The sequence below is a fragment of the Microbacterium sp. STRO-1N genome (assembly GCF_057748015.1).
In genome coordinates this window covers 2,934,390-2,960,138 of sequence record NZ_CM173234.1, presented here as the reverse complement: position 1 = coordinate 2,960,138, position 25,749 = coordinate 2,934,390, and the positions used below count along the sequence as shown (strand labels likewise).

Genomic DNA, 25,749 nt, shown 5'->3' with positions numbered 1-25,749 from the left:
TACCGTTGAGGCGGGCCCATGCCCGCCGGAAGGAGCGTTGTGAAGACTGAGCGCGTCACTCGCACGCAGGCCGTGGTCGAGGGGTTGCTGGACGAGATCATCGCGGGTCGGCTGGTCGCGGGGGAGCCGCTTCCTCCGGAGGGCGATCTCGCCGACAATCTGGGCGTGTCCCGGCTGACGCTTCGTGAAGGCGTGCGCCTGCTGCAGGCGCAGGGCGTCATCGTGCCCGTCCCGGGCAGTCGTCACCGCATCGCCCCGGTCGACGAGTGGACCGGACTGGAAGCGGTCGTCCGCTATTCGCGCAGCGGGGGAGCGCGTCGTCGTGCGGCGCTCGATCTGCTCGACATGCGGGTGATGTTCGAGACCGGAGCCGCCGAGCTCGCCGCGCCGCGCAGCACCGAGGAGCACATCCGCGCTCTCGAGGAGGCACTCGAGAGGATGAGGTCGGCGCATGCCAATGGCGATGTCCCCGGGTTCGTCGACGCCGACCTCGCCTTCCACGACGTGATCTTCCAGGCGGCGGACAACCGCATCCTCGTGGCGTCGGTCCGTCCGCTCACGGCGATGCTGCAGGAGTCCCGCAGCGAGACCAGTGCGGTGTTCGAGATCCGAGAGCACGCTCTCGTCGAGCACGATGCGGTGCTCGGAGCGATGCGGACCCGGTCGGCGTCGGCGGCGCGCGAGGCGATGGCGAGCCACATGCGCCAGACCCGAGAGGACCTCCTGCACTACGTTCAGGGGGCCTGACCTCTCTCGCGCGTGGTTTGCATGCGCGGAGTTCGAGGCGTATGGTCGTTATCTGATATCGGATAGCCCCCGAACGAAGGAGTTCCCGTGCACATTGACGCGCTGCTCGCGCCTCTGCCCGCCCCGGTCGCGATCGATGCCGCGGACGTCGCGGACGCGCGCGATCCCCGGGACGTGCTCGTGGTACTGGATGACGATCCCACCGGTACGCAATCGGTCGCGCACCTCCCGGTGCTCACCCGCTGGGAGCGCGAAGACCTCGACGGCGCCTTCGCGACGGGTGCGGCCGCCGTGTACGTGCTGACCAACACGCGCTCGCTCGACGAGGACACCGCCGCCCGTCGCAACTGCGAGATCGTCGCGGTCGCGCTTGCCGCGGCCGAGGCCGCAGGGCGCCACGTGACATTCGTCTCGCGCAGCGACTCGACGCTGCGCGGACACTTCCCGCTCGAGACCGACGTGCTCGCGGCCGAGATCGCCGCGCATGGCGCGAAAGCACCCGAGCTGACGCTCCTCGTGCCGGCGTTCCCCGAGGCCGGCCGCATCACGGTCGACTCCGTGCACTACTGGGTCGTCGACGGCGAGGCCACACCGGTCGGCGAGACACCGTTCGCGAAGGATGCGACCTTCGGGTTCTCCTCGTCCGACCTGCGCGACTGGGTGGCCGAGAAGACTTCCGGGCGCATCCCCGCCACCGACGTCGCGGCACTCACGGTCGGGATCATCCGATCCGGCATCGACGCTGTGACGTCGTTCCTGCGCGCGTTGACGGCCGGCACCGTGGTCGCCGTCGACGTCGTCGAGGAGTCCGACATGCGCGTCGTGGCGCTCGCTCTGAACGCCCTCGGCGATCGCGGCGTCCTGCTGCGCGTGGGTCCGCCCTACGTGCGGGCCCATATCGGACAGGAGATCGCGCAGCCCGTCGACCCCGAGGGCATCCCGTTCGCCCATCACCGAGGCGGACTGGTCGTCGTCGGCAGCCACGTGCCGCTCACGACGCAGCAGCTCGACGAGCTCCGCCGTGCCAGGCCCGAGACGGCGACCATCGAACTCGACGTGCGCAGCCTCATCGACGAACGCCGCGAAGCGCACCTGGATGCCCAGTCGCGCGCCGTCGCCGAGGCGCTCGAGTCGGGTACCGTCATCGTCCACACCACCCGCGGGCTCGTGACCGGCGCGACGGGAGAGGCGAGCCTCGAGATCGCCAGACAGGTCTCCAGCGCGGTCGTGGAGCTGGTCCGCCGAGTCCTCGCGATCGCCCCGCCACGTTTCGTGATCGCCAAGGGCGGCATCACCTCCAGTGACGTCGCGAGCGAGGCGCTCGAGATCCGCAGGGCGACGGTGCTCGGTCCGATGCTCCCCGGCATCGTCTCGCTCTGGCAGCCGGAGACCGGCCCTGCCGTCGGCATCCCCTACATCGTCTTCGCCGGCAACGTCGGCGTCGCAGACTCCCTCGCCCGCGTCGTCGCGACGCTGGCCGACACGCACTGATCTTCCTGAAAGGAATCGAGATGACCACCACCGTCGCCGTCATCGGGCTCGGAGCCATGGGGCTTCCCATGGCGACCCGCCTCGCCGAGCGCTTCACCGTCCGCGGATTCGACATCGCCTCCGAACGCGTCGCCATCGCGGCCGAGAAGGGCGTCGCACCCGCAGCATCCGCCGCCGAGGCCGTCGCGGATGCGCAGGCCGTGCTCGTGGCCGTGCGCACCGGCGCGCAGCTCGACGACCTGCTCTTCGGCGAGAGCGGACTCGCGGCGCATCTGGCCGACGGGTCCGTCGTGATTCTCACCAGCACGGTCGGCACCGAAGGCATCGCCGACGTCGCCGCGCGTCTGTCCGAGCACGGCGCGCACCTCGTGGACGCGCCGCTGTCCGGAGGACCGGTTCGCGCAGGCGAAGGCGACCTGCTCATCGTCGTCGGCGCGACACCGGATGCGCTCGAGATCGCCCGCCCGATCCTCGAGCAGCTCGCCTCGACGCTCTCGATCGTGGGGGCGCGCCCTGGCGACGGTCAGGCGCTCAAGACCGTGAACCAGCTCCTGTGCGGCGTGCACATCGCGGCAGCGGCCGAAGCCCTCGCTCTCGCCGATGCGCTCGGACTCGACCGCGAGAAGACGCTCGAGGCGCTGACCGCCGGCGCAGCGAACTCCTTCATGCTCGGCAACCGCGGACCCCGCGCGCTGCAGGCGTACGAGGAGGAGGGCGCCGATGTGCTCAGCCGCCTGGACATCTTCGTCAAGGATCTCGGCATCGTCGGGGACGCCGCGCGTCGGGCGCATCTGTCCACCCCTGTCGCGGCTGCCGCCGAGCAACTGTTCCTGCTCGGCGAGGCGCAGGGCCTCGGTGCCCACGACGACTCGGCCGTGATCCGCGTGATCGCCCCCGAACGACTGTCCTGACCCGAACCGTACGGCGCATGCGCCGGAAAGAAGAGATTCGATGACGCTCCCTCTTCCCGCTCTGATCGCGATCGGAGTGGCAGGCCTCGCCCTGCTGCTCCTGCTGATCATCCGCTTCAAGATGCAGGCGTTCTACGCCCTCATCCTGGTCTCGATCGTGGTCGGCCTCGCGGCCGGACTGCCGATGACCACGATCCCCGCGACGGACACCGCTCCGGAGCAACTCGGCATCATTCAGGCGATCATCGCCGGCGTCGGAGGCACCCTCGGCTCCGTCGCCGTGCTCGTCGCGCTCGGCTCGATGCTCGGCAAGATCATCGAGCTGTCCGGCGGCGCCGAATCGCTCGCCGGCAAGTTCACGTCGTGGCTCGGCCCCAAGCGCGTCGGCATCGCCCTCGTGGCGGCCGCCGGGATCCTCGCCATCCCGGTGTTCTTCGATGCCGGATTCATCATCCTCGTGCCGATCATCTTCGCGTTCTCGAAGATCGCCGGGCTCAATCCGATCAGATTCGGGCTGCCGGTGGCGGGCATCATGCTGGCGGTTCACGTCGCCGTCCCTCCGCACCCCGGCATCGTCGGCGGTGCGACCATCCTCGGCGCCGACATCGGCTGGGTGCTGATCTTCTCACTGCTCATCTCGATCCCGCTCGCGGTGCTCTCGTACCTCGTGGCGAAGCTCATCAACCGACGCGAGTTCGCGATGATCGAGGCGACCAAGGAGATGTTCGACCGATTCGGATCCGAGGACTCATCACCCAACAGCGGGCTGCGCGAGGGCGAGAAGGCGCCGAGCGCCTACACGGTGCTGACGATCATCCTGCTGCCGCTCGTGCTGATCATGCTCGGCACGACCGTTGCGCCGGCCTTCGCCCCCGGCACGTTCTGGAACGGCTTCCTCTCGATGATCGGCCAGCCGATCTTCGCCCTCATGGTGGCGATCGCCGCCGCGATGTTCCTGCTCGGCGTACGCCGCGGCTGGTCGGGAGCCAAGCTCGGCGAGGTCATGGAATCCGCTCTCCCGAGTGCGGCCGTGATCATCCTCATCACGGGTGCCGGCGGTGCCTTCGGCCGCATCCTCACCGAGACCGGCATCGGCGGTGCCGTCGCCGAAGTCCTGGCCGGGACAGGGATGCCGCTGCTGCTGGCCGCCTTCCTCATCTCGCTCATCATGCGAGCGGCGCAGGGATCGGCCACCGTGGCGATCACGACGACGGCAGGGCTGCTGCTGCCGACGGTCGCGGTCCTCGGCCTCGACACGATCCACATCGCTCTCGTCGCCATCGCGATCGGTTACGGCGCACTGGGGCTCAGCCACGTGAACGACTCCGGCTTCTGGGTGGTCACGCGCTATCTCGGCCTGTCGGTCAAGGACGGTCTGCGGACCTGGACCCCGCTCACGACCGTGCTCGGCGTGGCAGGATTCCTCCTCACCTGGTTGCTGTACGCCGTCATTCCGACGAGCTGACCCCGACGCGGATCGCACCCGCCGCTCGGTCGAGACCTCGATCGACCGGCGGGTGACGCGTATGGTCGGAGACATGGTCACCGTCGCCGAGAACATCGTCAAGACACTCCGCGCCAACGGGATCGAACGGGTCTACGGCATTCCGGGCGATTCCCTCAACGGCTTCACCGACGCCCTGCGCAAGGACGGCACGATCCGCTGGGTGCACGTGCGCCATGAGGAGACCGCAGCCTTCGCCGCGGCAGCGGATGCCGCCACCACCGGCGGACTCGCGGTCGTCGCCGGCTCGTGCGGGCCGGGCAACCTCCACCTCATCAACGGGCTCTACGACGCGAACCGTTCGCGTGTGCCGGTGCTGGCGATCGCCGCTCATATTCCGACGACCGAGATCGGCACCGGCTACTTCCAGGAGACGCATCCGCAGGACGTCTTCCGTGAATGCAGCGTGTACGCCGAGTACGTGGCAGACCCGCGGCAGATGCCGCGTCTGCTCGAGATCGCCATGCGCAACGCGATCGAGCAGCGCGGCGTCGCCGTGCTCGTGATCCCCGGCGACGTCGCGCTCGCCCACATCGAATCCGATCGGGCGACCGTGATCGAGCACGCCAGGCCGGTCGTCGTTCCGAGCGCGAACGAGCTGGAGAGGGCGGCCGCGCTGCTGAACGCCGCCCGCAAGGTCACGATCCTCGCCGGCGCCGGAGTCGAGGGTGCGCACGACGAGGTCATCGCGCTCGCCGATCGCCTCGGCGCGCCGATCGTGCACGCACTCCGCGGCAAGGAGTTCATCGAGCACGACAATCCGTTCGACGTCGGGATGACCGGACTGCTCGGCTTCGCCTCCGGCTATCGGGCGATGGAGGCCGCAGATGCGATCCTCATCCTCGGCAGCGACTTCCCGTACGCGCAGTTCTACCCGGACGACGCCACCACGATCCAGGTCGACATCCGCGGTGCGCAGCTGGGTAAACGGCATCCGCTCGATCTGGGACTTGTCGGGGATGCCGGGGCGACCGCCGAGGCGCTCCTGCCGCGTCTCGCGGAGAAGAAGGACCGCTCGCACCTGGACGACTCCGTCGAGCACTACCGAAGGACGCGCGCGAAGCTCGACGATCTCGCGGTGCCCTCACGCGGCAGGAACCCGATCCACCCGCAGTATCTCGCGCGGCTGGTGAACGAGCACGCGGCGGACGACGCGATCTTCACGGCGGACGTCGGGTCGCCGACCGTGTGGGCGGCCAGATACCTGACGATGACCGCGGAAAGGCGCCTCATCGGTTCGTTCACGCACGGGTCGATGGCCAATGCCCTGCTGCACGGCATCGGCGCTCAGGCGTCGCACCCCGATCGTCAGGTCGTCGCGCTCGCCGGTGACGGGGGGCTATCGATGATGCTCGGCGAGCTCCTCACCCTCACGCAGAACCGGCTTCCCGTGAAGACGATCGTCGTCAACAACTCTTCGCTGAACTTCGTGGAGCTGGAGATGAAGGCAGCCGGATTCGTCACCTACGCCACGGATCTCGTCAATCCCGATTTCGCCGCTGTGGCCGGCGCGATGGGCATCTTCGCGCGTCGGGTCGAGCACAGTGATGACCTCGAGGATGCCGTGCGCGAGGTCCTCGACCACGACGGTCCTGCCCTGCTGGACGTGGTCACCGAGCGGCAGGAACTGTCGATGCCGCCGGCGATCGAAGCTGCCCAGGTCAAGGGATTCGCGCTGTACGCGATCCGCACCGTCATGTCCGGACGCGGGGACGAACTGCTGGACCTCGCGCGCGCGAACTGGCGCCAGCTGTTCTGAGGGCCCCAGGAGCGGGACCCCCAGAACGGGCTCACGCCTCCGCGATAGCGCGCGCCTCCGCGGCCTCGGCGACGCGACCGAGGGCCTCGAGGGCGTCGCCGAGCTCGAGAGCCGCCACCTGCCGCAGCGGCGGGATCCCGGCACCGTGCTCCAGCACGGTGCGATAGATCGCGACGGCGTCCACAGCGCGCTCGTTCCCGGCCAGCACGCGCGCGGCGAACAGCTCCGAACCGCCGGCCGCTCCGGCATCGCCGAGCGTCAGGAATCCGTCCGCTGCGGTGAGGGCCGCTGCGACCGCCTCATCCACACGACCCAGGCTCGCGAACGCGCGGGCACGGGAGTCGGTGACGTCCGCCAGCAGCCACCCGGCCTCGTGCTGCGTCGCCAGCGCTGCGACCTCGTCGAACAGGGCGAACGCGCGCTCGTCCTGCTGTCCCGCGTACGCCTGCGCGAGGTTGTGCAGCACCTCGCTGAGCGCTCCGACCGCGTCCGGAGACCGCCGGACGATCTCGGCGGCGTTCTCGAGCAGCTCGATGGCGTCGTCGTGCTCCTCGAAGCGCGCGAGGATCTTCGCCTGCTCGCTGAGAGCCATGGCCTGATCCGGTCCCTCATCGGCGGCGCCGAACAGCTCGGCGCCGTAGCCGAAGGCGCCGACGGCCTGGCCGAACTCACCGGATGCCGCCAGCGCACGGGCGAGCATCATGACCGTCATGGCGCGCGATCCCTCAGGGACCTCGGCCTCCTCCTCGCGCCGCAGCACGTCGCCGAAGAGCTCGGCCGCCTCCGCGGCGTCACCCGCCGAGAGCATGGCCCTGGCCAGGCGGAAGTCGATGCCGGACAGGTCTCCGCCCTCGCGGCCGACGAGGTGAGCGGCGGTCCGGTAGCGGGTCACGGCCTTGTCCGCGTCGCCGGCGTCCTCCCAGAGCGCGCCGGCGAGCATGTGGGTCGCTGCCAGGGCACCGTCGGCGCCGAGCCCGGCGAGCAGACGGCATGTCTCATCCGCGTCCGTCGCACCGGCGGCGAAGTCGCCCTGGCCGCCGCGGATGCGGGCGCGGATCTCGAGGGCGCGAGCGCGGTGCCCCGCACCGAGGTTCCCCTCGGCGAGCAGACGGTCGAGGTGTCCGAGGGCGCGCTCGAGGCGCTCGCTCTGCAGCAGCGCGAAGATCGCCAGCAGGCTCGTGGCGTGCACGTGGCGCGCATCGTCGGCCTCGGCGAACGCCCGGTGGGCCCGCTCTGCGACATCGAGCGCGGCGTCGTACTCCTCCGTCTTCAGATGCAGTGAGGCGCGGCTGATCGCCAGGTCCCCGCGTGAACGGGGCGGCAGGGCCGCATCGTCGGCCAGTTCGCGATCGAGCGCGGCCACGGCTTCGGGTGCGGCGTCGCCGAACGTCGCCAGCTGAAGGCGCTCCTCGAGATCGGCCTGCGCGTCGTCGCCGGCCGCACGAAGGGCGGCGATGCGCTCTGGCAGCACCGCTCGCGCCTCCTCAAGACGTTCTCCGGCGACGAGGACCGCGACACGCACCGAGTGCAGGCGCGCCTGCTTCTCGGCATCCGTCACGCCGAAGGCATGCGGCAGAGCAGCCATCGTCTCGGCCTCTGCCCCGTAGTCGGCGAGCTCGACCACGCGATCGAACCAGGCGTCGGCATCCGCCGGGAACGCGGCCGAGACCGGCTCGACGAAGGCATCGGAGCGGATCGGGACATCGAAGCTCGTGTCGGCGAGACCGCGCAGTCGGCGCAGCCGGTCGGCGTGCGCGTCGCCGCCGTCGCGTGCGTCGAACTCGGCGCCGATGCGCTCGGCTGCGGCCCAACTGGCGGCGGCCAGTTCGGCGGCCGACCAGACACCATCGTGCTCGCCGAAGAACGGCACCAGCCCGGCGGCATCCGCACCGCGCACCGGAGTCGCGCCGTGCCCGGCCGCCGAGACGCGGTCCAGCGCGAACGCGAAAGCACCGAGCGCGGTGAAGTGGGCATCCACGTTCAGGCCGTCGTGCGCGAGCCAGCCCAGGTGGCGCTCGACCACCGACAGGGCGCGGGCCTCGTTGCCGCTCACGGCGCAGAAGACGATGTTGTTCGCGACGATCGTAAGATTGTCGGGGTTGTCCTTGGCGAGGCGGTAGCTGCGCAGGTGCGCCGTCTTGGCCTCGTCGAAGCGACCGGCGCGCAGATACGGCAGCAGAACGCGCGAGAGAGCGTGCTCCGGCTCCTCGCCGCAGGAGAAGCCGCCCTCGATCATCTCCTCGACCAGACGGATCGCCTCGGCATCCCGATCGGTGTCGACGAAGAATCCGGCCACCTGGCTGCGGCTGCAGGCATCGCAATGGCTGTGCTCGTCCCGCGGAGTGGCCTCCAACTGCACGCGCAGTCGCTCGGCGTCCTCGGTGCGACCGGCATCCCAGGCGTCCTCGAAGCGCGCGGTGAGCACCCCGCTCATACCGAGACCGGCCTGGCGGTAGTGCGCCTCCATGTCGTCGAGCACGGCGGTGATCTGGTCCTGCGAGAACGCGGGGGAGGAGCGCAGCGCCGACGCCATCCACTTGAACTGCCACATCAGGTCGGCGCCGCCGTTGTCGATGTCGGCGGGGAACCGCGTCGGGTCGGCATCGTGCCGTGCCAGGCACCACGCGAAGGAGTTCAGCATCACGTCGGTCGCGCCGCCCATGTTCGCCGAGGCGGTCTGGCGCATCCTGGCCTGGTACTCGAGGCGGTCGTCGCCGATCTCCTGCGCCAGCGTCACCGCCTGAGCGACGAGCGCTTGCTCCGCGGGCCCCCAGGGCGTGCTGTCGATCTCTTCGAGGAGCTGCTGGAACTGCTTCTTGGGACGTGCCATGGGGAACCCTTCTGCGGCGGCGGTGGTCAGCGCGGGTCGTCGATCGTGTCGACGTCGAGCCCGGCGGAGAGCGAGACGAGGTCCGCGAGTGCGGTGGTCATGAGCGTGCGATCGGCATCCGAGAGCGGGTGGTGGCCCGCCAGCAGCGCCTGGATGTAGAGCAGCTGCACCGTGCGGGAGAACACGGCGTCGTCGCGGACGCCGACCAGCGAGCGGACCACGCGGTTGGACCAGTTCAGGCACAACCGGGCACTCAGATCGTCCTCTCGGCCGGCCGCGAGGGTGTCGTCGATGCGGGCGAGCACGCCGCCCCACAGGGCTCCGGTGATCCCCTTGGTCCGGCTGCGGTCCAGCGAACGCAGCACCTCCGGGTCCGCGACGTACAGACCGGGGAGCTCAGGTCGGTCGATCGATCGCACCACGACGGAGCAATCGGATGCCGCGAGCACGGCGCCGGCCCGATCCTCGAGCGCGACCGCGGCAGCGCGATCGTCCAGCGGCGGCGGGTCGAGGCGGTCGAGTTCGCCCGTGACGTCGACCTTCTCGACGGTCACGTGCGGGTACAGGTCGGGAATCATGCGGATGAGATCGGCGTCGTACAGGTAGCCGCCGTTGACGAGCACCTCGGCGCTCGGGGAGATCCCGGCGACCTGTCGGAACTCGTCGACCGTCTGCGCGTACCGCAGGTGGCCGAACCGCTCGACGAGGTCGCCGATGCGGATGCTTCCGTGCGTGGTCTCGATGGTCAGCCAGCGCGTGATGAAGGCGGCGAGCTCCTCGTCGTGGCGGACCAGCGACTTGAGCCCGACTTCGTGGATCGCCACGAACTGCGCCAGGCGATGCGGCTCACGAAGACCCAGCTCGAGGATCCAGCGCCGGATGCCGGCGCCGAGCTGCTCTCGGACGCGTTCCAGCGCGGCATCCTCGACGAGCGATTCGCGACTGGCCGTCGGCGCGAGACCGGTGGAGTCGACGACGGCTCTGACGAAGAACGCCCAATCCGGCAGGACGTCGTCGGCTCGTTCGGACAGCAGCATCCGGCCCAGGTACATGCGGGTCGCCTGGCGGGAGCCGGGTGGGGGAGCGAACGGAAGCACGTAGGCGAGGCCGCGCGTGCCGGTGGCGGGCTCCGACAGCTCGATGACATCCAGCGGAGAGGATCCGAGCAGATCCCTGCCGTACTGCACCGCAGCATCCGGATCGCTCGCAGCGTCCAGGAACGGGGCCTGGCGGGTGATGTCGACGTCGCCGCCCTCGGTCTCGAGCACGACCCGCACCGGCAGGAACTCGCCGAAGACGGTCGCCAGCTCGCGCACGGCGGCCGGACGCAGCAGATCGTCGGTGTCGAAGCGCGGGATCAGGTGCACGCTCGTGCCGATCGGGAGCTCCTCGTCGAGTTCGGCGACCTGGAAGGTGCCGTCCGCGCTGCCCGTCCACTCGACGCTCGCGCCGCCGCGCGCGCTGCGCGAGCGGATCACGATGGTGTCGGCGACCATGAAGCAGCTGAGCAGGCCGATTCCGAACTGTCCGAGGTAGTCGCTGCGCGGTAGATCGAAGATGTCGCGCTTGGAGCTGCGCCCGACGGTCGCCAGGAGCTCGGCCACCTCGGTCGCGTTCAGTCCGACGCCGTCGTCGCGCAGGACGAACTCGCCGGATGCCTCGGTGAGCGGGGTGATGCGGATCGTGCCGCCGGCACGGTCGACCTCCGAGCGCGCCGTGATGGCGTCGCGCGCATTCTGGAGGAGCTCGCGCAGATAGACGCGCGGACTCGAATAGATGTGCCTGCTCAGCAGATCCACGACACCCCGCAGATCGACCTGGAACTGCTGGATCTCCCCGTGCAAAGCGCCCTCCCTCGACCGACTGACGAGCCTAACAGGCGGGCCCCGGTTCGCCGCGGCCCGCAGGATGCCCTACACTGGTGAGGCAGTTGTCTGCATTGTTTCGCCGTGCCCACGGGTGCAGAAGCGATGCGGATCCAGGGGCCACACGGTCTCTAGGGCGGTAGCTCAATTGGCAGAGCAGCGGTCTCCAAAACCGCAGGTTGCAGGTTCGATTCCTGTCCGCCCTGCGCGTCAGCGCCACGCTGGCACACGAAAGGTACATTCAGGATGGATCAGGACGAACCGCGCGGCGAAGTCGTCGCGGCAGGCGGCGCAGCCAGTGTCAAGAAGCTCGGCTTCTTCGGCCGTATCGCGCTGTTCTTCCGTCAGGTCATCGGCGAACTCCGCAAGGTCGTCACACCGACGCGCAAGGAGCTTTTCAAGTTCACCGGTGTGGTCCTCGTCTTCGTGGTGATCGTGATGGCCTTCGTCTACGGCCTGGACACCGCCTTCTCGTGGCTGACGGCTCAGGTCTTCGGGGTTCCGCAGTAAGAGCCCCAATCCCGCGGCTCGCGCCGCAGTGAATGGAAAGAATAAACGTGTCTGAACGATATTCCGACGACGCCGACTGGGCGACCGCGGCGGAGCAGTCCAGCGAGGACGACGAAGCGCAGGAGGGCAATGTCCTCTCCGCTCAGGAGGCCTCCGTCGCTCCGGCCGAGCATGTCGCCCTGCATGTCGAGGGCGATGACCAGGAGGACGACGACACGGATGACGACATCGACATCGACGACCCGGAGGCGGACGCGATCGTGAACGACGCTCTCAACTTGGATGAAGCAGCCGAATCAGAGGCAGCGGCCGAGGTCATCAACGATTCGGTTGCCGAAGAGGTTGCCGACCGCGAGGCCGCCGAGGCCGACGAGGTCGGTCCCTACGACGGCCCGGACGTGAACGGCGACGAAGACGGCGCCGCCGACAGCGAGGACGGCGACGAGGAGGCGGACCCCTACGAGGAGTTCCGTCTCGATCTGCGGATGCTGCCGGGCAAGTGGTACGTCATCCACTCCTACGCCGGTTTCGAGCGCAAGGTGAAGGCCAACATCGAGCAGCGCAAGTCGACGCTCGAGGTCGAGGACGACATCTACCAGGTCGAGGTCCCGATGGAGGACGTCGTCGAGATCAAGAACGGCCAGCGCAAGATGGTCACCCGCGTGCGCATCCCCGGCTACGTGCTGGTGCGCATGGAGCTCAACGAGGACACCTGGTCCGTCGTCCGCCACACGCCCGGTGTCACCGGCTTCGTGGGCAACGCCCACAACCCGACGCCGCTGCGCTTCGAAGAGGCCTTCAACATGCTGAAGTCGCTCGTCGAGGTCAAGGACGTCCCGACCGCGAAGAACGTCCAGTCGAAGGGCGGCGTGGCCGTCGCTCGTCCGGTCGCCGCCGAGGTCGACTTCGAGATCGGCGAGACCATCACGATCAAGGAGGGCTCGTTCGCGGGTCTTCCCGGTTCGATCAGCGAGATCAAGCCCGAGAGCGGCAAGCTCACGGTGCTCGTCTCCCTCTTCGAGCGCGAGACCCCGGTCGAGCTCAGCTTCGACCAGGTCACGAAGATGATCTGATACCAGCTCTCACAGGAACGGCCGCCCCGATCGGGGCGGCCGTTCTCGTATGCGGGCGGATGCCGGTCAGCCGGCGTGCTGGGCCGCCCAGTGGGGGCTCTGGATCAGTCCGATCAGATTGCCGAACGGATCGCTGACCGATGCCGACCACCAGCCCTCACCGCGCTGCGTGACAGGGTCGAACGTCGTCGCGCCGAGCGCGGTCAGGCGATCGACGCTCGCCTGGATGTCATCGACATGCATGCTGACCAGTGCGCCACCCGGCTGCGCGAGCGCGGGGCGGAATCGGGCGTCCATGAGAGCGAATTCGTCCTCGTCGTCGCCGAACCGCCATTCGGCGTACTGTGCGGTGCCCTGCTCAGGCCGAACGAAGTACGGCGCCGAATCGAACACCGTGCTGTACCAGGCGACGGCGGCCGGCATGTCCTCGGCGACGAGGTTGAGATTGGCGAGTCCTCGGAACATCTGTCTCTTCTCCTTGTTCGTGGGTGTTTCTTCTATGCTCGACGGTGAAGTGATCACCAACTGATCACTTCAGAAAAGCGAGTTCCGACATCCGTGCCGACCGATTGATCCAGGCGCTGCTCGTGCTGCAGGGGCGTCCGCAGATCACCGCCGCCGAGCTGGCGGCCGAACTCGAGGTCTCCGTGCCCACCGCCCGCCGTGATCTCGAGGCTCTCGCGATGTCCGGCATCCCGATCTACTCGACTCGAGGGCGAGGAGGCGGCTGGCGTCTGATCGGCGGCGCGCGCACCGACCTGACCGGGCTCACCGAGGGCGAGGCGACCGCTCTCCTGATCGCGATCGCGCAGAGCACGGGATCCGACCCCGAGCGCGTCGCTGCGATTCGCAAGTTCGTCCGTGCGGTGCCCGCCTCGTTCCGGGACGGTGTCCAGCGTGTGGCTGCGGCGACCGTGCGGGACGTGCCGTGGGGAGAAGTGGACCCTGCGACAGCGGCGACGCTCGCGGAGCTCCAACGCGCGATCGGAAGGATGCGTCAGGTCCGGATCGAATACGACGGATCGCACGGCCTGGCGGAGACCGACACCGTTCCGCTCGTCGTCGGCAGCCGCGGATCGACGTGGTACCTGCTCGCGGCGCCCCCGCTGGATGACGGAACGGCCGACCCTGCCCGAGTGCGGACGTACCGGATCGATCGGGTCCGCGCACTGCAGATACTTCCCCTCCGCGGCGCGGCCCCGTCGGACTTCGACAGCGGTCGCGCGTGGTCGGAGATGGTTCAGCGCGTCGAGGACATGCGTGGGACGGTGCGCGCCGTGGTGCGTGTTCAGCCGTGGGCGGTCCGCGCGCTGTGCGACCGCTTCGGAGCCCAGGCGCGGATGCGGGCACCGGATGCCGAGGGGGCCGCCTTCGTCGAGGTGAGTGCGCACACCATCGACGCACTGGCGGAGCAACTGGCCGGCTGGACCGGAGCCGCCGAGGTCGTCGAGCCGCCGGAGGTGCGCAAAGCGCTGCAGACGCTGGGGGAGCGGATCGCCGCACTCTACGCGGCTGACGTCGGGTGAGCACGGCACTCGATCCGATCAGGTAGACTTGGCTGGTTTGTGTGCCGCTTCGGTGTGCGCGCAGACGACCACGCCCCGGAGATGCCGGGCCTGTGGGAGAAACGGATGCCCAGGCATCCGATTCGACGAAAGGAAAGAGAATGGCACCGAAGAAGAAGGTGACCGGCCTGATCAAGCTTCAGATCAACGCCGGTGCAGCCAACCCGGCGCCGCCGATCGGCCCCGCGCTCGGTCAGCATGGCGTCAACATCATGGAGTTCTGCAAGGCGTACAACGCCGCGACCGAGTCGCAGCGCGGCAACGTCATCCCCGTGGAGATCACCGTCTACGAGGACCGCAGCTTCACGTTCATCCTGAAGACCCCGCCGGCCGCGGAGCTCATCAAGAAGGCCGCCGGTCTTCAGAAGGGCTCGTCCACGCCGCACACGGTCAAGGTCGGCAAGATCACGAAGGACCAGGTCCGTCAGATCGCCGAGACCAAGCAGGCTGACCTCAACGCGAACGACATCGAGGCAGCCTCGAAGATCATCGCCGGCACCGCCCGCTCCATGGGCATCACGGTCGAGGGCTGAGGAGAATAATCATGGCTACCAAGTCCAAGGCTTACCAGGCTGCCGCCGAGAAGATCGAGGCAGACCGTTTCTACACTCCCGCTGAGGCTGTCGCCCTGGCCAAGGAAACCGGCTCGGCGAAGTTCGACTCGACCGTCGAGGTCGCTCTCAAGCTCGCAGTCGACCCCCGCAAGGCGGACCAGATGGTGCGCGGCACCGTCATCCTGCCGCACGGCACCGGAAAGACCGCCCGCGTCATCGTGTTCGCCACCGGCCCAGCGGCCGAGGCTGCGATCGCGGCCGGCGCTGATGAGGTCGGCGGCGCCGAGCTCATCCAGAAGGTCGCCGATGGCTGGACCAACTTCGATGCTGCCGTCTCCACGCCCGAGCTCATGGGCCAGGTCGGTCGACTGGGCAAGGTGCTGGGTCCGCGCGGCCTGATGCCGAACCCGAAGACCGGAACGGTCACGCCGAACCCGGCCAAGGCCGTCGAGGACATCAAGGGCGGAAAGATCGAGTTCCGCGTCGACAAGCACGCCAACGTGCACTTCGTCGTCGGCAAGGCGTCGTTCACCTCCGAGCAGCTCAACGAGAACATCGGTGCAGCGCTCGAGGAGATCGTGCGTCTGAAGCCGTCGAGCGCGAAGGGCCGCTACATCCAGAAGGGTGCGGTGTCGACCACGTTCGGCCCCGGCATCCCGCTGGATGTCAACGCCATCTGAGTCGACGACTCGCTTCTTCGAAGGGCCCCCGCTCCGGCGGGGGCCCTTCGTCGTACGGTGCCGGCGAGGAGGGGATATGGATGCCGTCGGCCCGCGGAATCCGGCGCGACACGCCATGGGATCGCCCGGATTTGCCCGACCCCCGGATCCCGCGTAAGTTATTACTTGTTCGCCCCACAGGGAAGCGGAAAGGCCGAGAGCCTCACCCCCCTCAAGCGGAGAACCACCCCGATCCTTCTCACTCTTGAGAGTCCGGACGTTCGCGTCTAGGATGGGGGATCCACCTCGTGGTACGCAGTCACCGGCTGCGCAGCGGATCTTCGATCCTCAAGCGCCGATTTGACAGGCACCGCGAAACGGATAAGCTAGAGAAGTTGTCTCGAAGCTCTAACGCTTCGCTTCATCACCTCTGGTTCTGGGCCGCACGGCATGTCGATTTGACAAGCTGAACGGCACGGATAAGATAGAGAAGTTGCCCTTCGGGCCTGGTCGTGAGGCTGGGTCGGGGGAGCGTCTGATCCTTGAGAACTCAACAGCGTGCACTTGTCAAATGCCAAATTATCCTCGTCTCCATTTCGGTGGGGGTGAGAATTCCTTTGGATCAAAGACCAACCTTCTTTGTTGGGGGTTGGCATTCGGATGAAGTCAGTTGATTTTGTCTCTTTGGTCAGTTTCAAACTCGCTGCTGTCGCGGTTTTCCCCGTGGTGGTATGCATTTCTTTTTTACGGAGAGTTTGATCCTGGCTCAGGATGAACGCTGGCGGCGTGCTTAACACATGCAAGTCGAACGGTGAAGCAGGAGCTTGCTCTTGTGGATCAGTGGCGAACGGGTGAGTAACACGTGAGCAACCTGCCCCGGACTCTGGGATAAGCGCTGGAAACGGCGTCTAATACTGGATATGAGACGTGACCGCATGGTCAACGTTTGGAAAGATTTTTCGGTCTGGGATGGGCTCGCGGCCTATCAGCTTGTTGGTGAGGTAATGGCTCACCAAGGCGTCGACGGGTAGCCGGCCTGAGAGGGTGACCGGCCACACTGGGACTGAGACACGGCCCAGACTCCTACGGGAGGCAGCAGTGGGGAATATTGCACAATGGGCGAAAGCCTGATGCAGCAACGCCGCGTGAGGGATGACGGCCTTCGGGTTGTAAACCTCTTTTAGCAGGGAAGAAGCGAGAGTGACGGTACCTGCAGAAAAAGCGCCGGCTAACTACGTGCCAGCAGCCGCGGTAATACGTAGGGCGCAAGCGTTATCCGGAATTATTGGGCGTAAAGAGCTCGTAGGCGGTCTGTCGCGTCTGCTGTGAAATCTGGAGGCTCAACCTCCAGCCTGCAGTGGGTACGGGCAGACTAGAGTGCGGTAGGGGAGATTGGAATTCCTGGTGTAGCGGTGGAATGCGCAGATATCAGGAGGAACACCGATGGCGAAGGCAGATCTCTGGGCCGTAACTGACGCTGAGGAGCGAAAGGGTGGGGAGCAAACAGGCTTAGATACCCTGGTAGTCCACCCCGTAAACGTTGGGAACTAGTTGTGGGGTCCTTTCCACGGATTCCGTGACGCAGCTAACGCATTAAGTTCCCCGCCTGGGGAGTACGGCCGCAAGGCTAAAACTCAAAGGAATTGACGGGGACCCGCACAAGCGGCGGAGCATGCGGATTAATTCGATGCAACGCGAAGAACCTTACCAAGGCTTGACATACACGAGAACGGGCCAGAAATGGTCAACTCTTTGGACACTCGTGAACAGGTGGTGCATGGTTGTCGTCAGCTCGTGTCGTGAGATGTTGGGTTAAGTCCCGCAACGAGCGCAACCCTCGTTCTATGTTGCCAGCACGTAATGGTGGGAACTCATGGGATACTGCCGGGGTCAACTCGGAGGAAGGTGGGGATGACGTCAAATCATCATGCCCCTTATGTCTTGGGCTTCACGCATGCTACAATGGCCGGTACAAAGGGCTGCGATACCGTAAGGTGGAGCGAATCCCAAAAAGCCGGTCCCAGTTCGGATTGAGGTCTGCAACTCGACCTCATGAAGTCGGAGTCGCTAGTAATCGCAGATCAGCAACGCTGCGGTGAATACGTTCCCGGGTCTTGTACACACCGCCCGTCAAGTCATGAAAGTCGGTAACACCTGAAGCCGGTGGCCTAACCCCTTGTGGGAGGGAGCTGTCGAAGGTGGGATCGGTAATTAGGACTAAGTCGTAACAAGGTAGCCGTACCGGAAGGTGCGGCTGGATCACCTCCTTTCTAAGGAGCATCTGACACCTCTTCGGGGGTGTCCAGAACCCAGTTCGAAGGCATACGTTCTTCGCTGGGAGCTCATGGGTGGAACATTTGACATGACATCAGCGCAGCTGATTTCTGCTAGTACGCCGGCCTTCGGGTTGGTTGGAATGCGGGGGTTGGTGAGCGGGGTGTCTGCACGCTGTTGGGTCCTGAGGGGCCAGACGTTTTGTCTGAATCCTCTGGGCCTCTTGTCGTTTCCCCTTGTGGGGGGTTGCGTGAGGGGTACCGCCCGTACTTTGAGAACTACACAGTGGACGCGAGCATCTTTGGACCGATCCTTCGGGGTTGGTTCATGAAGATGATCTTAAAGATCATTAGTCAATTTTTTGACGATTCGAACTCAATGTGATTTCAAGTCTTTAAGAGCAAACGGTGGATGCCTTGGCATCTGGAGCCGAAGAAGGACGTAGCAATCTGCGATAAGCCTCGGGGAACTGATAAGCAAGTTTTGATCCGAGGGTGTCCGAATGGGGAAACCCCGCTGGGCGGCGTGCCGACCTAGTGACTCCCGTCTGAATATATAGGGCGGGTAGAGGGAACGTGGGGAAGTGAAACATCTCAGTACCCACAGGAAGAGAAAACAACATGTGATTCCGTGAGTAGTGGCGAGCGAAAGCGGATGAGGCTAAACCGAGTGTGTGTGATATCCGGCAGGAGTTGCATGTTCGGGGTTGTGGGACTTTCCTACCAGTTCTGCCGAATTGGTGGCGTTACAGAAGCGTGTAGACGAACCGTCTTGAAAGGCGGGCCGTAGTGGGTGCCAGCCCCGTAGTCGAAACATGTGTTCTGGCGTGGAGAGGATCCCAAGTAGCACGGGGCCCGTGAAATCCCGTGTGAATCTGTCAGGACCACCTGATAAGCCTAAATACTCCCAGATGACCGATAGCGGACAAGTACCGTGAGGGAAAGGTGAAAAGTACCCCGGGAGGGGAGTGAAATAGTACCTGAAACCGTTTGCTTACAAACCGTTGGAGCCTCCTTAGTAGGGGTGACAGCGTGCCTTTTGAAGAATGAGCCTGCGAGTTAGCGATATGTGGCGAGGTTAACCCGTGTGGGGTAGCCGTAGCGAAAGCGAGTCTGAATAGGGCGATTCAGTCGCATGTCCTAGACCCGAAGCGAAGTGATCTATCCATGGCCAGGTTGAAGCGACGGTAAGACGTCGTGGAGGACCGAACCCACTTAGGTTGAAAACTGAGGGGATGAGCTGTGGATAGGGGTGAAAGGCCAATCAAACTTCGTGATAGCTGGTTCTCTCCGAAATGCATTTAGGTGCAGCGTTGCGTGTTTCTTGCCGGAGGTAGAGCTACTGGATGGCCGATGGGCCCTACAAGGTTACTGACGTCAGCCAAACTCCGAATGCCGGTAAGTGAGAGCGCAGCAGTGAGACTGTGGGGGATAAGCTTCATAGTCGAGAGGGAAACAACCCAGACCACCATCTAAGGTCCCTAAGCGCGTGCTAAGTGGGAAAGGATGTGGAGTTGCTTAGACAACCAGGAGGTTGGCTTAGAAGCAGCCACCCTTGAAAGAGTGCGTAATAGCTCACTGGTCAAGTGATTCCGCGCCGACAATGTAACGGGGCTCAAGCACGCCACCGAAGTTGTGGCATTGATATTTTTGGTAGGCCTTCGTGGTCCAGCCGTATTGATGGGTAGGAGAGCGTCGTGTGGCCAGCGAAGCGGCGGTGTGAACCAGCCGTGGAGGCTACACGAGTGAGAATGCAGGCATGAGTAGCGAATGACGTGTGAGAAACACGTCCTCCGAAAGACCAAGGGTTCCAGGGTCAAGCTAATCTTCCCTGGGTAAGTCGGGACCTAAGGCGAGGCCGACAGGCGTAGTCGATGGACAACGGGTTGATATTCCCGTACCGGCGAAGAACCGCCCAAGCTAATCCAGTAGTGCTAAGTATCTGAATCCCAGTGACTGATCCCTTCGGGGTGACGCTCTGGGCCTAGCGTACGAACCCGTTCTGGTGCGGCTAGCGTATTAACAGGTGTGACGCAGGAAGGTAGTCCAAGCCAGGCGATGGTTGTCCTGGTGCAAGTGCGTAGGCCGAGAGATAGGCAAATCCGTCTCTCATACAGGCTGAGACACGATGCGGATAAAAAGTGGATGATCCTATGCTGCCAAGAAAAGCATCGACGCGAGGTTCTAGCCGCCCGTACCCCAAACCGACTCAGGTGGTCAGGTAGAGAATACCAAGGAGATCGAGAGAATCGTGGTTAAGGAACTCGGCAAAATGCCCCCGTAACTTCGGGAGAAGGGGGGCCTTCGACGTATTAGGACTTGCTCCGAAAGCGTTTGGAGGCCGCAGAGACTAGTGGGTAGCGACTGTTTATTAAAAACACAGGTCCGTGCTAAGTCGCAAGACGATGTATACGGACTGACGCCTGCCCGGTGCTGGAAGGTTAAGAGGACCGGTTAGCCGCAAGGCGAAGCTGAGAATTTAAGCCCCAGTAAACGGCGGTGGTAACTATAACCATCCTAAGGTAGCGAAATTCCTTGTCGGGTAAGTTCCGACCTGCACGAATGGCGTAACGACTTCCCAACTGTCTCAACCGCGAACTCGGCGAAATTGCATTACGAGTAAAGATGCTCGTTACGCGCAGCAGGACGGAAAGACCCCGTGACCTTTACTATAGCTTTGTATTGGTGTTCGGTGTGGCTTGTGTAGGATAGGTGGGAGACTTTGAAGCGTGGACGCCAGTTCATGTGGAGTCATTGTTGAAATACCACTCTGGTCACTCTGGATATCTAACTTCGGACCGTAATCCGGTTCAGGGACAGTGCATGGTGGGTAGTTTAACTGGGGCGGTTGCCTCCCAAAAAGTAACGGAGGCGCCCAAAGGTTCCCTCAACCTGGTTGGCAATCAGGTGTCGAGTGTAAGTGCACAAGGGAGCTTGACTGTGAGACTGACAGGTCGAGCAGGGACGAAAGTCGGGACTAGTGATCCGGCAGTGGCTTGTGGAAGCGCTGTCGCTCAACGGATAAAAGGTACCTCGGGGATAACAGGCTGATCTTGCCCAAGAGTCCATATCGACGGCATGGTTTGGCACCTCGATGTCGGCTCGTCGCATCCTGGGGCTGGAGTAGGTCCCAAGGGTTGGGCTGTTCGCCCATTAAAGCGGTACGCGAGCTGGGTTTAGAACGTCGTGAGACAGTTCGGTCCCTATCCGCTGCGCGCGTAGGAAGTTTGAGAGGATCTGACCCTAGTACGAGAGGACCGGGTTGGACGAACCTCTGGTGTGTCAGTTGTTCCGCCAGGAGCACCGCTGATTAGCTACGTTCGGGATGGATAACCGCTGAAAGCATCTAAGCGGGAAGCCGGCCTCAAGATGAGACTTCCATACCTTCGGGTGAGAGGCTCCCAGCCAGACTACTGGGTTGATAGGCCAGATGTGGAAGTGCGGCAACGCATGCAGCTGACTGGTACTAATAAGCCGATGACTTGATAACACTTCGAATCAACGATTGATTGATTTGCTACGCGTCCACTTTGTGGTTCTCGATGTACGGTCGAGAACCCTACAGGCACCACGTGTGTCTTTAGGTTTTTGTTGAAACATCAATAGTGTTTCGGCGGCCATAGCGTGAGGGAAACGCCCGGTTACATTCCGAACCCGGAAGCTAAGCCTCACAGCGCCGATGGTACTGCAGGGGGGACCCTGTGGGAGAGTAGGACACCGCCGGACTTCTTTTAAAAAGAGGCCACTCCAATGCTGGAGTGGCCTCTTTTGCGTTAAGGCTCGCGCCGCGTGCGGCCGAGATGTCAGGATGGGCCCATGGGCACTGTCGATGACTATCTCGAGACCCTTTCCGAGCCCGATCGCGTTGCCATCGAACGCGTTTACGCGCTGGCACAGGAGCTTGCACCGGACGCCGTACAGGGCGTCGGCTACGGGATGCCGGCTCTCACGTATCGTGGACGTCCGCTGATCTCCGTCAAGCGGACGAAGAAGCACTTCGGGCTCTATCCGTTCAGCGCATCCGTCGTGAGCGCCGTCTCGGCTCAGCTCGTACGCCACGTCGGCGGCAAGGGCACGATCACGTTCCAGGCGGAGGACCCGCTTTCCGGGGAAGCGATCCGCGCGATCGTGACGGCACGGCGCGACGAGATAGACGGGCTCGGCTGACCCGGCCGCCAGGTTCAGCAATCGACAGCGGGCGCGATCATGCAGTGAGGACCGGCAGGACGAGACTCACCGCGATGCCGACCATGACGATCGCGATCACCGCATCGAGGATCCGCCAGGCGAGGGGTGTGCGCAGCACGCGTCCCAGATAGCGGGCGCCGAATCCGAGTGCGGTGAACCACAGACAGCTCGCCGCGACCGCACCCGCAGCGAAGAGCCATCGGGCGTCGCCGTGCGTGGCGGCGATCGAGCCCAGCATGAGCACCGTGTCCAGGTACACATGCGGATTGAGCCATGTGAGCGCGAGGGCGGTCAGAACGACCGGCGCCAGCGCCTTCTTCGTGGTCGCGACGCGGGTCGTCACAGCACCGGACCCGGTCTCGATTCCGGCATCCCGCTCGACTCCGTCGCCGGCATCGAGCCCCTCGCCGGTTCCGCGCCACGCTCGCCGGGCAGCGAGGACGCCGTAGCCGAGCAGGAACGCCGCACCGAGCCAGCGAGCCGCGTCGACGAGCAGAGGTGCACTCTCGAGGAGGAATCCGAGGCCGGCAACACCCGCCACGATCAGCACCGCGTCCGACGCCGCGCAGATGATCACGACGGCGAGCACGTGCTCGCGTCGGATGCCCTGTCGAAGCACGAACACGTTCTGTGCGCCGATGGCGATGATGAGCGAAAGGCCGAGGCCGAGACCGGCGAGCAAGGAGAGCATGCTTCCACGCTATGACGAGGGCTTCTTCAGGTACAGTGAAGGTCTGTAAGGCTCCATTAGAGTGTCTAATGTGATGAGTATTCCGCTCGATGCGGCGGCGACGGTTGCCGCGATCGTCGACACGGGCAGTCTCGACAAGGCCGCCCGGGTGCTCAACGTCACGCCGTCCGCGGTCAGCCAGCGGCTCAAGAGCCTGGAAGAGCAGCTCGGACGCGTGCTCATCATCCGGGGTCGCCCTGCGACGGCGACGACCGCCGGTGAGGCGATCGTGCGTCTCGCACGCCAAGTCGCTCTCGTCGAGCACGATGCCCTGGCGGGGTTCGGGCTCGACGACTCCGCGCAGTCGCGGGTCGCCGTGCCGCTTGCGGTGAACGCGGATTCCATGGCGACCTGGTTCCTGCCCCCGCTGGCGCGGTTGGCGCGTGATCGAGGCATCGACTTCGATCTCCACCGGGACGATCAGAACTTCACGGCGCGGCTGCTCGAGTCGGGCACGGTGATGGCCGCTGTCACGTCCGAGGACTCGCCGGTCGCCGGCTGCACGGTCACACGCCTCGGCGTGCTGGCCTACGAGGCGATGGCGACGCCCGAGTACGTCGAGCGCTGGTTCGCGGAGGGGGTCACGCCGGAGGCGCTGCGTCGCGCACCGTTCGTCGACTTCGATCGGCGCGACTCCCTCCAGCACAGCTGGCTCGCAGCTCATGGTGTGAACGAGGTGGGAGTCCCGCGGCACTACGTGCCGGCGTCCCACGACTATGCGCAGGCCGTCGAGCTCGGTCTCGGCTGGGGGATGGTGCCGGCGCTGCAGGCGCCGGATGCCACGGACTCCGGCAGCCTTCAGCGGCTGGGCGGGCAGATCGTGCGGGTTCCGCTGTACTGGCAGCAGTGGAACCTGCGTTCCGACCTGCTCGACGCGATCGCCGCGGAGATCTCGACCGAGGCGATGCAGGTTCTCGAGCGCTGAGGATCAGTCCGAGAGGGCGAGAGCGCGGAACATGTCCCGCTCCCGCAGAGCCTTGCGCCGGTCGTCCACCGGTGCGGTCCTGGATGGCGGCTGCTGCCCGGTCGTGCGGTGGTAGAGCTCGTCGATCAGTCGGTTCGCCATATGGACGAGTCGCCCGATCTCCTTGTCGTCACGGTCGATCCACACGCATCGGGGTTCGTCGTGGATCGGCCGGAACTGGTCGTGCTCCTCCCAGACGAACAGCGTGCGGTCGGCACCGAGCACATGCTGCTGCCACCAGACCTGACGCAGATAGGTGCGCGGGATCGTCCGCCAGTCCTTGTTCGTGGTCTTGATCTCGGCCAGCGTCACACGGCCGGTCGCATCCTCCATGATGCCGTCCGGCGTCGCCAGGTGGCGGTGCTCGAGTTCGGCGCGGAACAGTGCGGACGAGGGCTGGATGCCGTGGGTGGCCGCTACCCAGGCGGCGATCTCTGGTTCGCGACGCCGCCCGTGATCGGTGTAGGCATTGCCGCCGAATCGCGCGCCGTGACCGAGCTTGGAGTCGGCGGCGCGGGCGATCGACTTCTCGCCGGAGAGACCGGCGACATCGGTCGCGGTGATCCCTCGTGCTCTGGCACGGAGCCAGGCGACGCGATCGCGGGAGTCCGCGATGATGCGCGCTTGGAGTTCGGGGGTCACCAATAGACCATAACCCCGACTGCCGACGCCGCAGAGACGACCCACCGCCGCAAGCTCAGCGCGATGTCGCCCAGGACGACGGACCCGCCGATCCGGCCTCGTACTCCTCGAGAGGCACCTCGTCATTCTCCCAGGCGCGCGCGATCGGATCGACGATCCGCCAGCACTGCTCGGCGGCGTCGCCGCGAACCGTCAGCATCGGGTCTCCGTCCAGAATGCTGGAGAGGACCTCGGCGTACGCGCGCAACGCGCCCTCGCCGAATTCCGTGGACAGCGTCGCCCGTTCGAGCTCGAGCGGGTCGGCGGCTCCGTTGACGTTGATCTCGAGATCCATGCGGTCCGGACCGAGCCAGAAGCGCAGCTCCGCTCCGTCTGCGGTCCCCGTGAATCCTGACGGCAGATGCCGGACAGGACGGAAGCGGACCGACACGAGCTGGTGCGGGTCGCCGATGGCCTTCCCGGAGCGCAGAGTGAACGGGACTCCGGCCCACCGTGCGTTGCGCACCTCGAACGTGGCCTCGGCCAGCGTCTCGGTGCCGCGCGCGGCGTCGACGCCCGGCTCGTCCGCGTAGGACGGCATCGTCGCGGTGCCCACCGTCCCCGCCGTGTAACGCGCCCGCCGCGATGCCGACTCGGGGTCGTCGTTCCACACGCGCGTGGCACGCAGCACCGCGGTGGTGGCCTCGCGGAAGTCGATCTCGTCGAGGGTGGCAGGTTCCTCCATCGCGAGCACGGCGAGCACCTGCAGCAGATGGCTCTGGATCATGTCGTCCATGGCGCCGGCGCCGTCGTAGTAACCGGCGCGGCCTTCGAGCCCGAGGCTCTCGTCGAAGACGATCGTGACCGACTCGATGTGCTCGGCGGACCAGACCGGCGAGAGCAGTCGGTTCGCGAATCGCGCGCCGAGCAGGTTCAGCGTCGTCGAGCGCCCGAGGAAGTGGTCCACGCGGAACACCTGACGCTCGGGAACCAGCTGCGCCAGGATCGCGTTGAGTTCTGCAGCGCTGGCCTCGTCGGTGCCGAAGGGCTTCTCGAGCACCAGCATCGTCCCGGCGGGGAGGTCGTCCGAGGAGAGTGACGCGCACGCCGTCGCGGCGACCGAGGGCGGTACCGCGAAGTAGAGCGCGGAGCGCTCCGGAAGCTCGCCCAGCAGCGAGCGAACCTGGTCCGACTGCATCAGATCGCAGTGCCGGTACTCGATCGACAGCTGGTCGACGGCGGCCCCGGCATCCGCGCTCGAGAACGACGTCGCCACGATGTCACGCAACTGATCGTCGGTCCAGTCCTCGCGATCCGCGCCGATCAGGCGGATCCTGCGCGACTCCTCGATGGTGAGCAATTGGCCGAGCGCCGGGAGCAGCAGTCGTGAACTCAGATCGCCGCAGGCGCCGAAGATGACCAGGGTCGTCGCATCGTCGGAAACCGCATCTTCCAGGACCGTCGCGTCGCGCATGGGCCTCACAGTAGACGTCGGCGGCGTTCGC

At 65.5% G+C, this 25,749-nt stretch carries 18 protein-coding genes, 1 tRNA gene and 3 rRNA genes; 16 read left to right on the top strand and 6 right to left on the bottom strand.

The window, feature by feature from the left end; genetic code table 11:
* Positions 1 to 39 precede the first annotated feature (39 nt).
* The 5 genes from AC3ANJ_RS14530 to poxB all read left to right on the top strand — a co-directional run bounded on the left by AC3ANJ_RS14530 (position 40) and on the right by poxB (position 6,412).
* Entirely contained in the window at positions 40 to 747 is a 708-nt protein-coding gene (locus AC3ANJ_RS14530) for a FadR/GntR family transcriptional regulator (RefSeq protein WP_488316910.1), read from the top strand.
* Between the two features lie 87 nt (positions 748 to 834).
* Complete coding sequence (locus AC3ANJ_RS14525) at positions 835 to 2,238, top strand: four-carbon acid sugar kinase family protein (protein WP_488316909.1); 1,404 nt, start codon at positions 835 to 837, stop codon at positions 2,236 to 2,238.
* Between the two features lie 20 nt (positions 2,239 to 2,258).
* On the top strand, positions 2,259 to 3,149 hold the full coding sequence (locus tag AC3ANJ_RS14520; protein WP_488316908.1) for an NAD(P)-dependent oxidoreductase: 891 nt from the start codon (positions 2,259 to 2,261) through the stop codon (positions 3,147 to 3,149).
* Positions 3,150 to 3,189: 40 nt separating this feature from the next.
* Complete coding sequence (locus tag AC3ANJ_RS14515) at positions 3,190 to 4,614, top strand: GntP family transporter (protein WP_488316907.1); 1,425 nt, start codon at positions 3,190 to 3,192, stop codon at positions 4,612 to 4,614.
* Positions 4,615 to 4,687: 73 nt separating this feature from the next.
* The gene (gene poxB / locus AC3ANJ_RS14510; RefSeq protein WP_488316906.1) at positions 4,688 to 6,412 is read left to right on the top strand and encodes a ubiquinone-dependent pyruvate dehydrogenase; all 1,725 of its coding nucleotides are present in this window, start codon (positions 4,688 to 4,690) and stop codon (positions 6,410 to 6,412) included.
* 31 nt (positions 6,413 to 6,443) lie between these two features.
* On the opposite strand, the gene AC3ANJ_RS14505 is transcribed toward poxB, so the two are convergent.
* Both AC3ANJ_RS14505 and AC3ANJ_RS14500 read right to left on the bottom strand, forming a co-directional pair.
* On the bottom strand, positions 6,444 to 9,242 hold the full coding sequence (locus AC3ANJ_RS14505; protein ID WP_488316905.1) for a tetratricopeptide repeat protein: 2,799 nt from the start codon (positions 9,240 to 9,242) through the stop codon (positions 6,444 to 6,446).
* 26 nt (positions 9,243 to 9,268) lie between these two features.
* On the bottom strand, positions 9,269 to 11,086 hold the full coding sequence (locus AC3ANJ_RS14500; protein ID WP_488316904.1) for an HSP90 family protein: 1,818 nt from the start codon (positions 11,084 to 11,086) through the stop codon (positions 9,269 to 9,271).
* A 154-nt stretch (positions 11,087 to 11,240) separates the two neighbouring features.
* On the opposite strand from AC3ANJ_RS14500, the gene AC3ANJ_RS14495 reads away from it, so the two are divergent.
* From AC3ANJ_RS14495 to nusG, 3 genes are all read left to right on the top strand, one after another.
* Positions 11,241 to 11,313: transfer RNA gene (locus AC3ANJ_RS14495), tRNA-Trp, on the top strand.
* A 40-nt stretch (positions 11,314 to 11,353) separates the two neighbouring features.
* The gene (secE, locus tag AC3ANJ_RS14490) at positions 11,354 to 11,617 is read left to right on the top strand and encodes a preprotein translocase subunit SecE (RefSeq protein ID WP_376180731.1); all 264 of its coding nucleotides are present in this window, start codon (positions 11,354 to 11,356) and stop codon (positions 11,615 to 11,617) included.
* 47 nt (positions 11,618 to 11,664) lie between these two features.
* Positions 11,665 to 12,690, top strand: a complete 1,026-nt coding sequence (gene nusG / locus AC3ANJ_RS14485) for a transcription termination/antitermination protein NusG (protein WP_488316903.1) — start codon at positions 11,665 to 11,667, stop codon at positions 12,688 to 12,690.
* Between the two features lie 66 nt (positions 12,691 to 12,756).
* Here nusG and AC3ANJ_RS14480 read toward each other — a convergent pair whose 3' ends face one another.
* Entirely contained in the window at positions 12,757 to 13,155 is a 399-nt protein-coding gene (locus AC3ANJ_RS14480) for a VOC family protein (RefSeq protein WP_488316902.1), read from the bottom strand.
* Between the two features lie 122 nt (positions 13,156 to 13,277).
* Between AC3ANJ_RS14480 and AC3ANJ_RS14475 the strand changes: the two genes are divergently transcribed.
* From AC3ANJ_RS14475 to AC3ANJ_RS14445, 7 genes are all read left to right on the top strand, one after another.
* The gene (locus tag AC3ANJ_RS14475; protein WP_488316901.1) at positions 13,278 to 14,216 is read left to right on the top strand and encodes a helix-turn-helix transcriptional regulator; all 939 of its coding nucleotides are present in this window, start codon (positions 13,278 to 13,280) and stop codon (positions 14,214 to 14,216) included.
* 140 nt (positions 14,217 to 14,356) lie between these two features.
* Positions 14,357 to 14,788 (top strand): 50S ribosomal protein L11, encoded by a 432-nt coding sequence (gene rplK, locus AC3ANJ_RS14470; protein WP_376180735.1) that lies wholly within the window; start codon positions 14,357 to 14,359, stop codon positions 14,786 to 14,788.
* An 11-nt stretch (positions 14,789 to 14,799) separates the two neighbouring features.
* Entirely contained in the window at positions 14,800 to 15,489 is a 690-nt protein-coding gene (gene rplA, locus AC3ANJ_RS14465) for a 50S ribosomal protein L1 (protein WP_406249248.1), read from the top strand.
* A 722-nt stretch (positions 15,490 to 16,211) separates the two neighbouring features.
* A 16S ribosomal RNA gene (locus AC3ANJ_RS14460) occupies positions 16,212 to 17,738 on the top strand.
* A 388-nt stretch (positions 17,739 to 18,126) separates the two neighbouring features.
* Positions 18,127 to 21,231 (top strand): 23S ribosomal RNA (locus tag AC3ANJ_RS14455).
* 119 nt (positions 21,232 to 21,350) lie between these two features.
* Positions 21,351 to 21,467 (top strand): 5S ribosomal RNA (rrf, locus tag AC3ANJ_RS14450).
* The 16S, 23S and 5S rRNA genes sit together here, the layout of an rRNA operon.
* 90 nt (positions 21,468 to 21,557) lie before the next feature.
* Entirely contained in the window at positions 21,558 to 21,908 is a 351-nt protein-coding gene (locus tag AC3ANJ_RS14445; RefSeq protein WP_488316900.1) for an iron chaperone, read from the top strand.
* Positions 21,909 to 21,945: 37 nt separating this feature from the next.
* Here AC3ANJ_RS14445 and AC3ANJ_RS14440 read toward each other — a convergent pair whose 3' ends face one another.
* Entirely contained in the window at positions 21,946 to 22,620 is a 675-nt protein-coding gene (locus tag AC3ANJ_RS14440; RefSeq protein ID WP_488316899.1) for a LysE/ArgO family amino acid transporter, read from the bottom strand.
* Between the two features lie 73 nt (positions 22,621 to 22,693).
* On the opposite strand from AC3ANJ_RS14440, the gene AC3ANJ_RS14435 reads away from it, so the two are divergent.
* The gene (locus AC3ANJ_RS14435; protein ID WP_488316898.1) at positions 22,694 to 23,584 is read left to right on the top strand and encodes a LysR family transcriptional regulator ArgP; all 891 of its coding nucleotides are present in this window, start codon (positions 22,694 to 22,696) and stop codon (positions 23,582 to 23,584) included.
* Between the two features lie 3 nt (positions 23,585 to 23,587).
* On the opposite strand, the gene AC3ANJ_RS14430 is transcribed toward AC3ANJ_RS14435, so the two are convergent.
* Positions 23,588 to 24,265, bottom strand: a complete 678-nt coding sequence (locus AC3ANJ_RS14430) for a YqaJ viral recombinase family protein (RefSeq protein WP_488316897.1) — start codon at positions 24,263 to 24,265, stop codon at positions 23,588 to 23,590.
* Between the two features lie 55 nt (positions 24,266 to 24,320).
* Positions 24,321 to 25,718, bottom strand: a complete 1,398-nt coding sequence (locus tag AC3ANJ_RS14425; RefSeq protein ID WP_488316896.1) for a glucose-6-phosphate dehydrogenase — start codon at positions 25,716 to 25,718, stop codon at positions 24,321 to 24,323.
* Between the last annotated feature and the right edge of the window lie 31 nt (positions 25,719 to 25,749).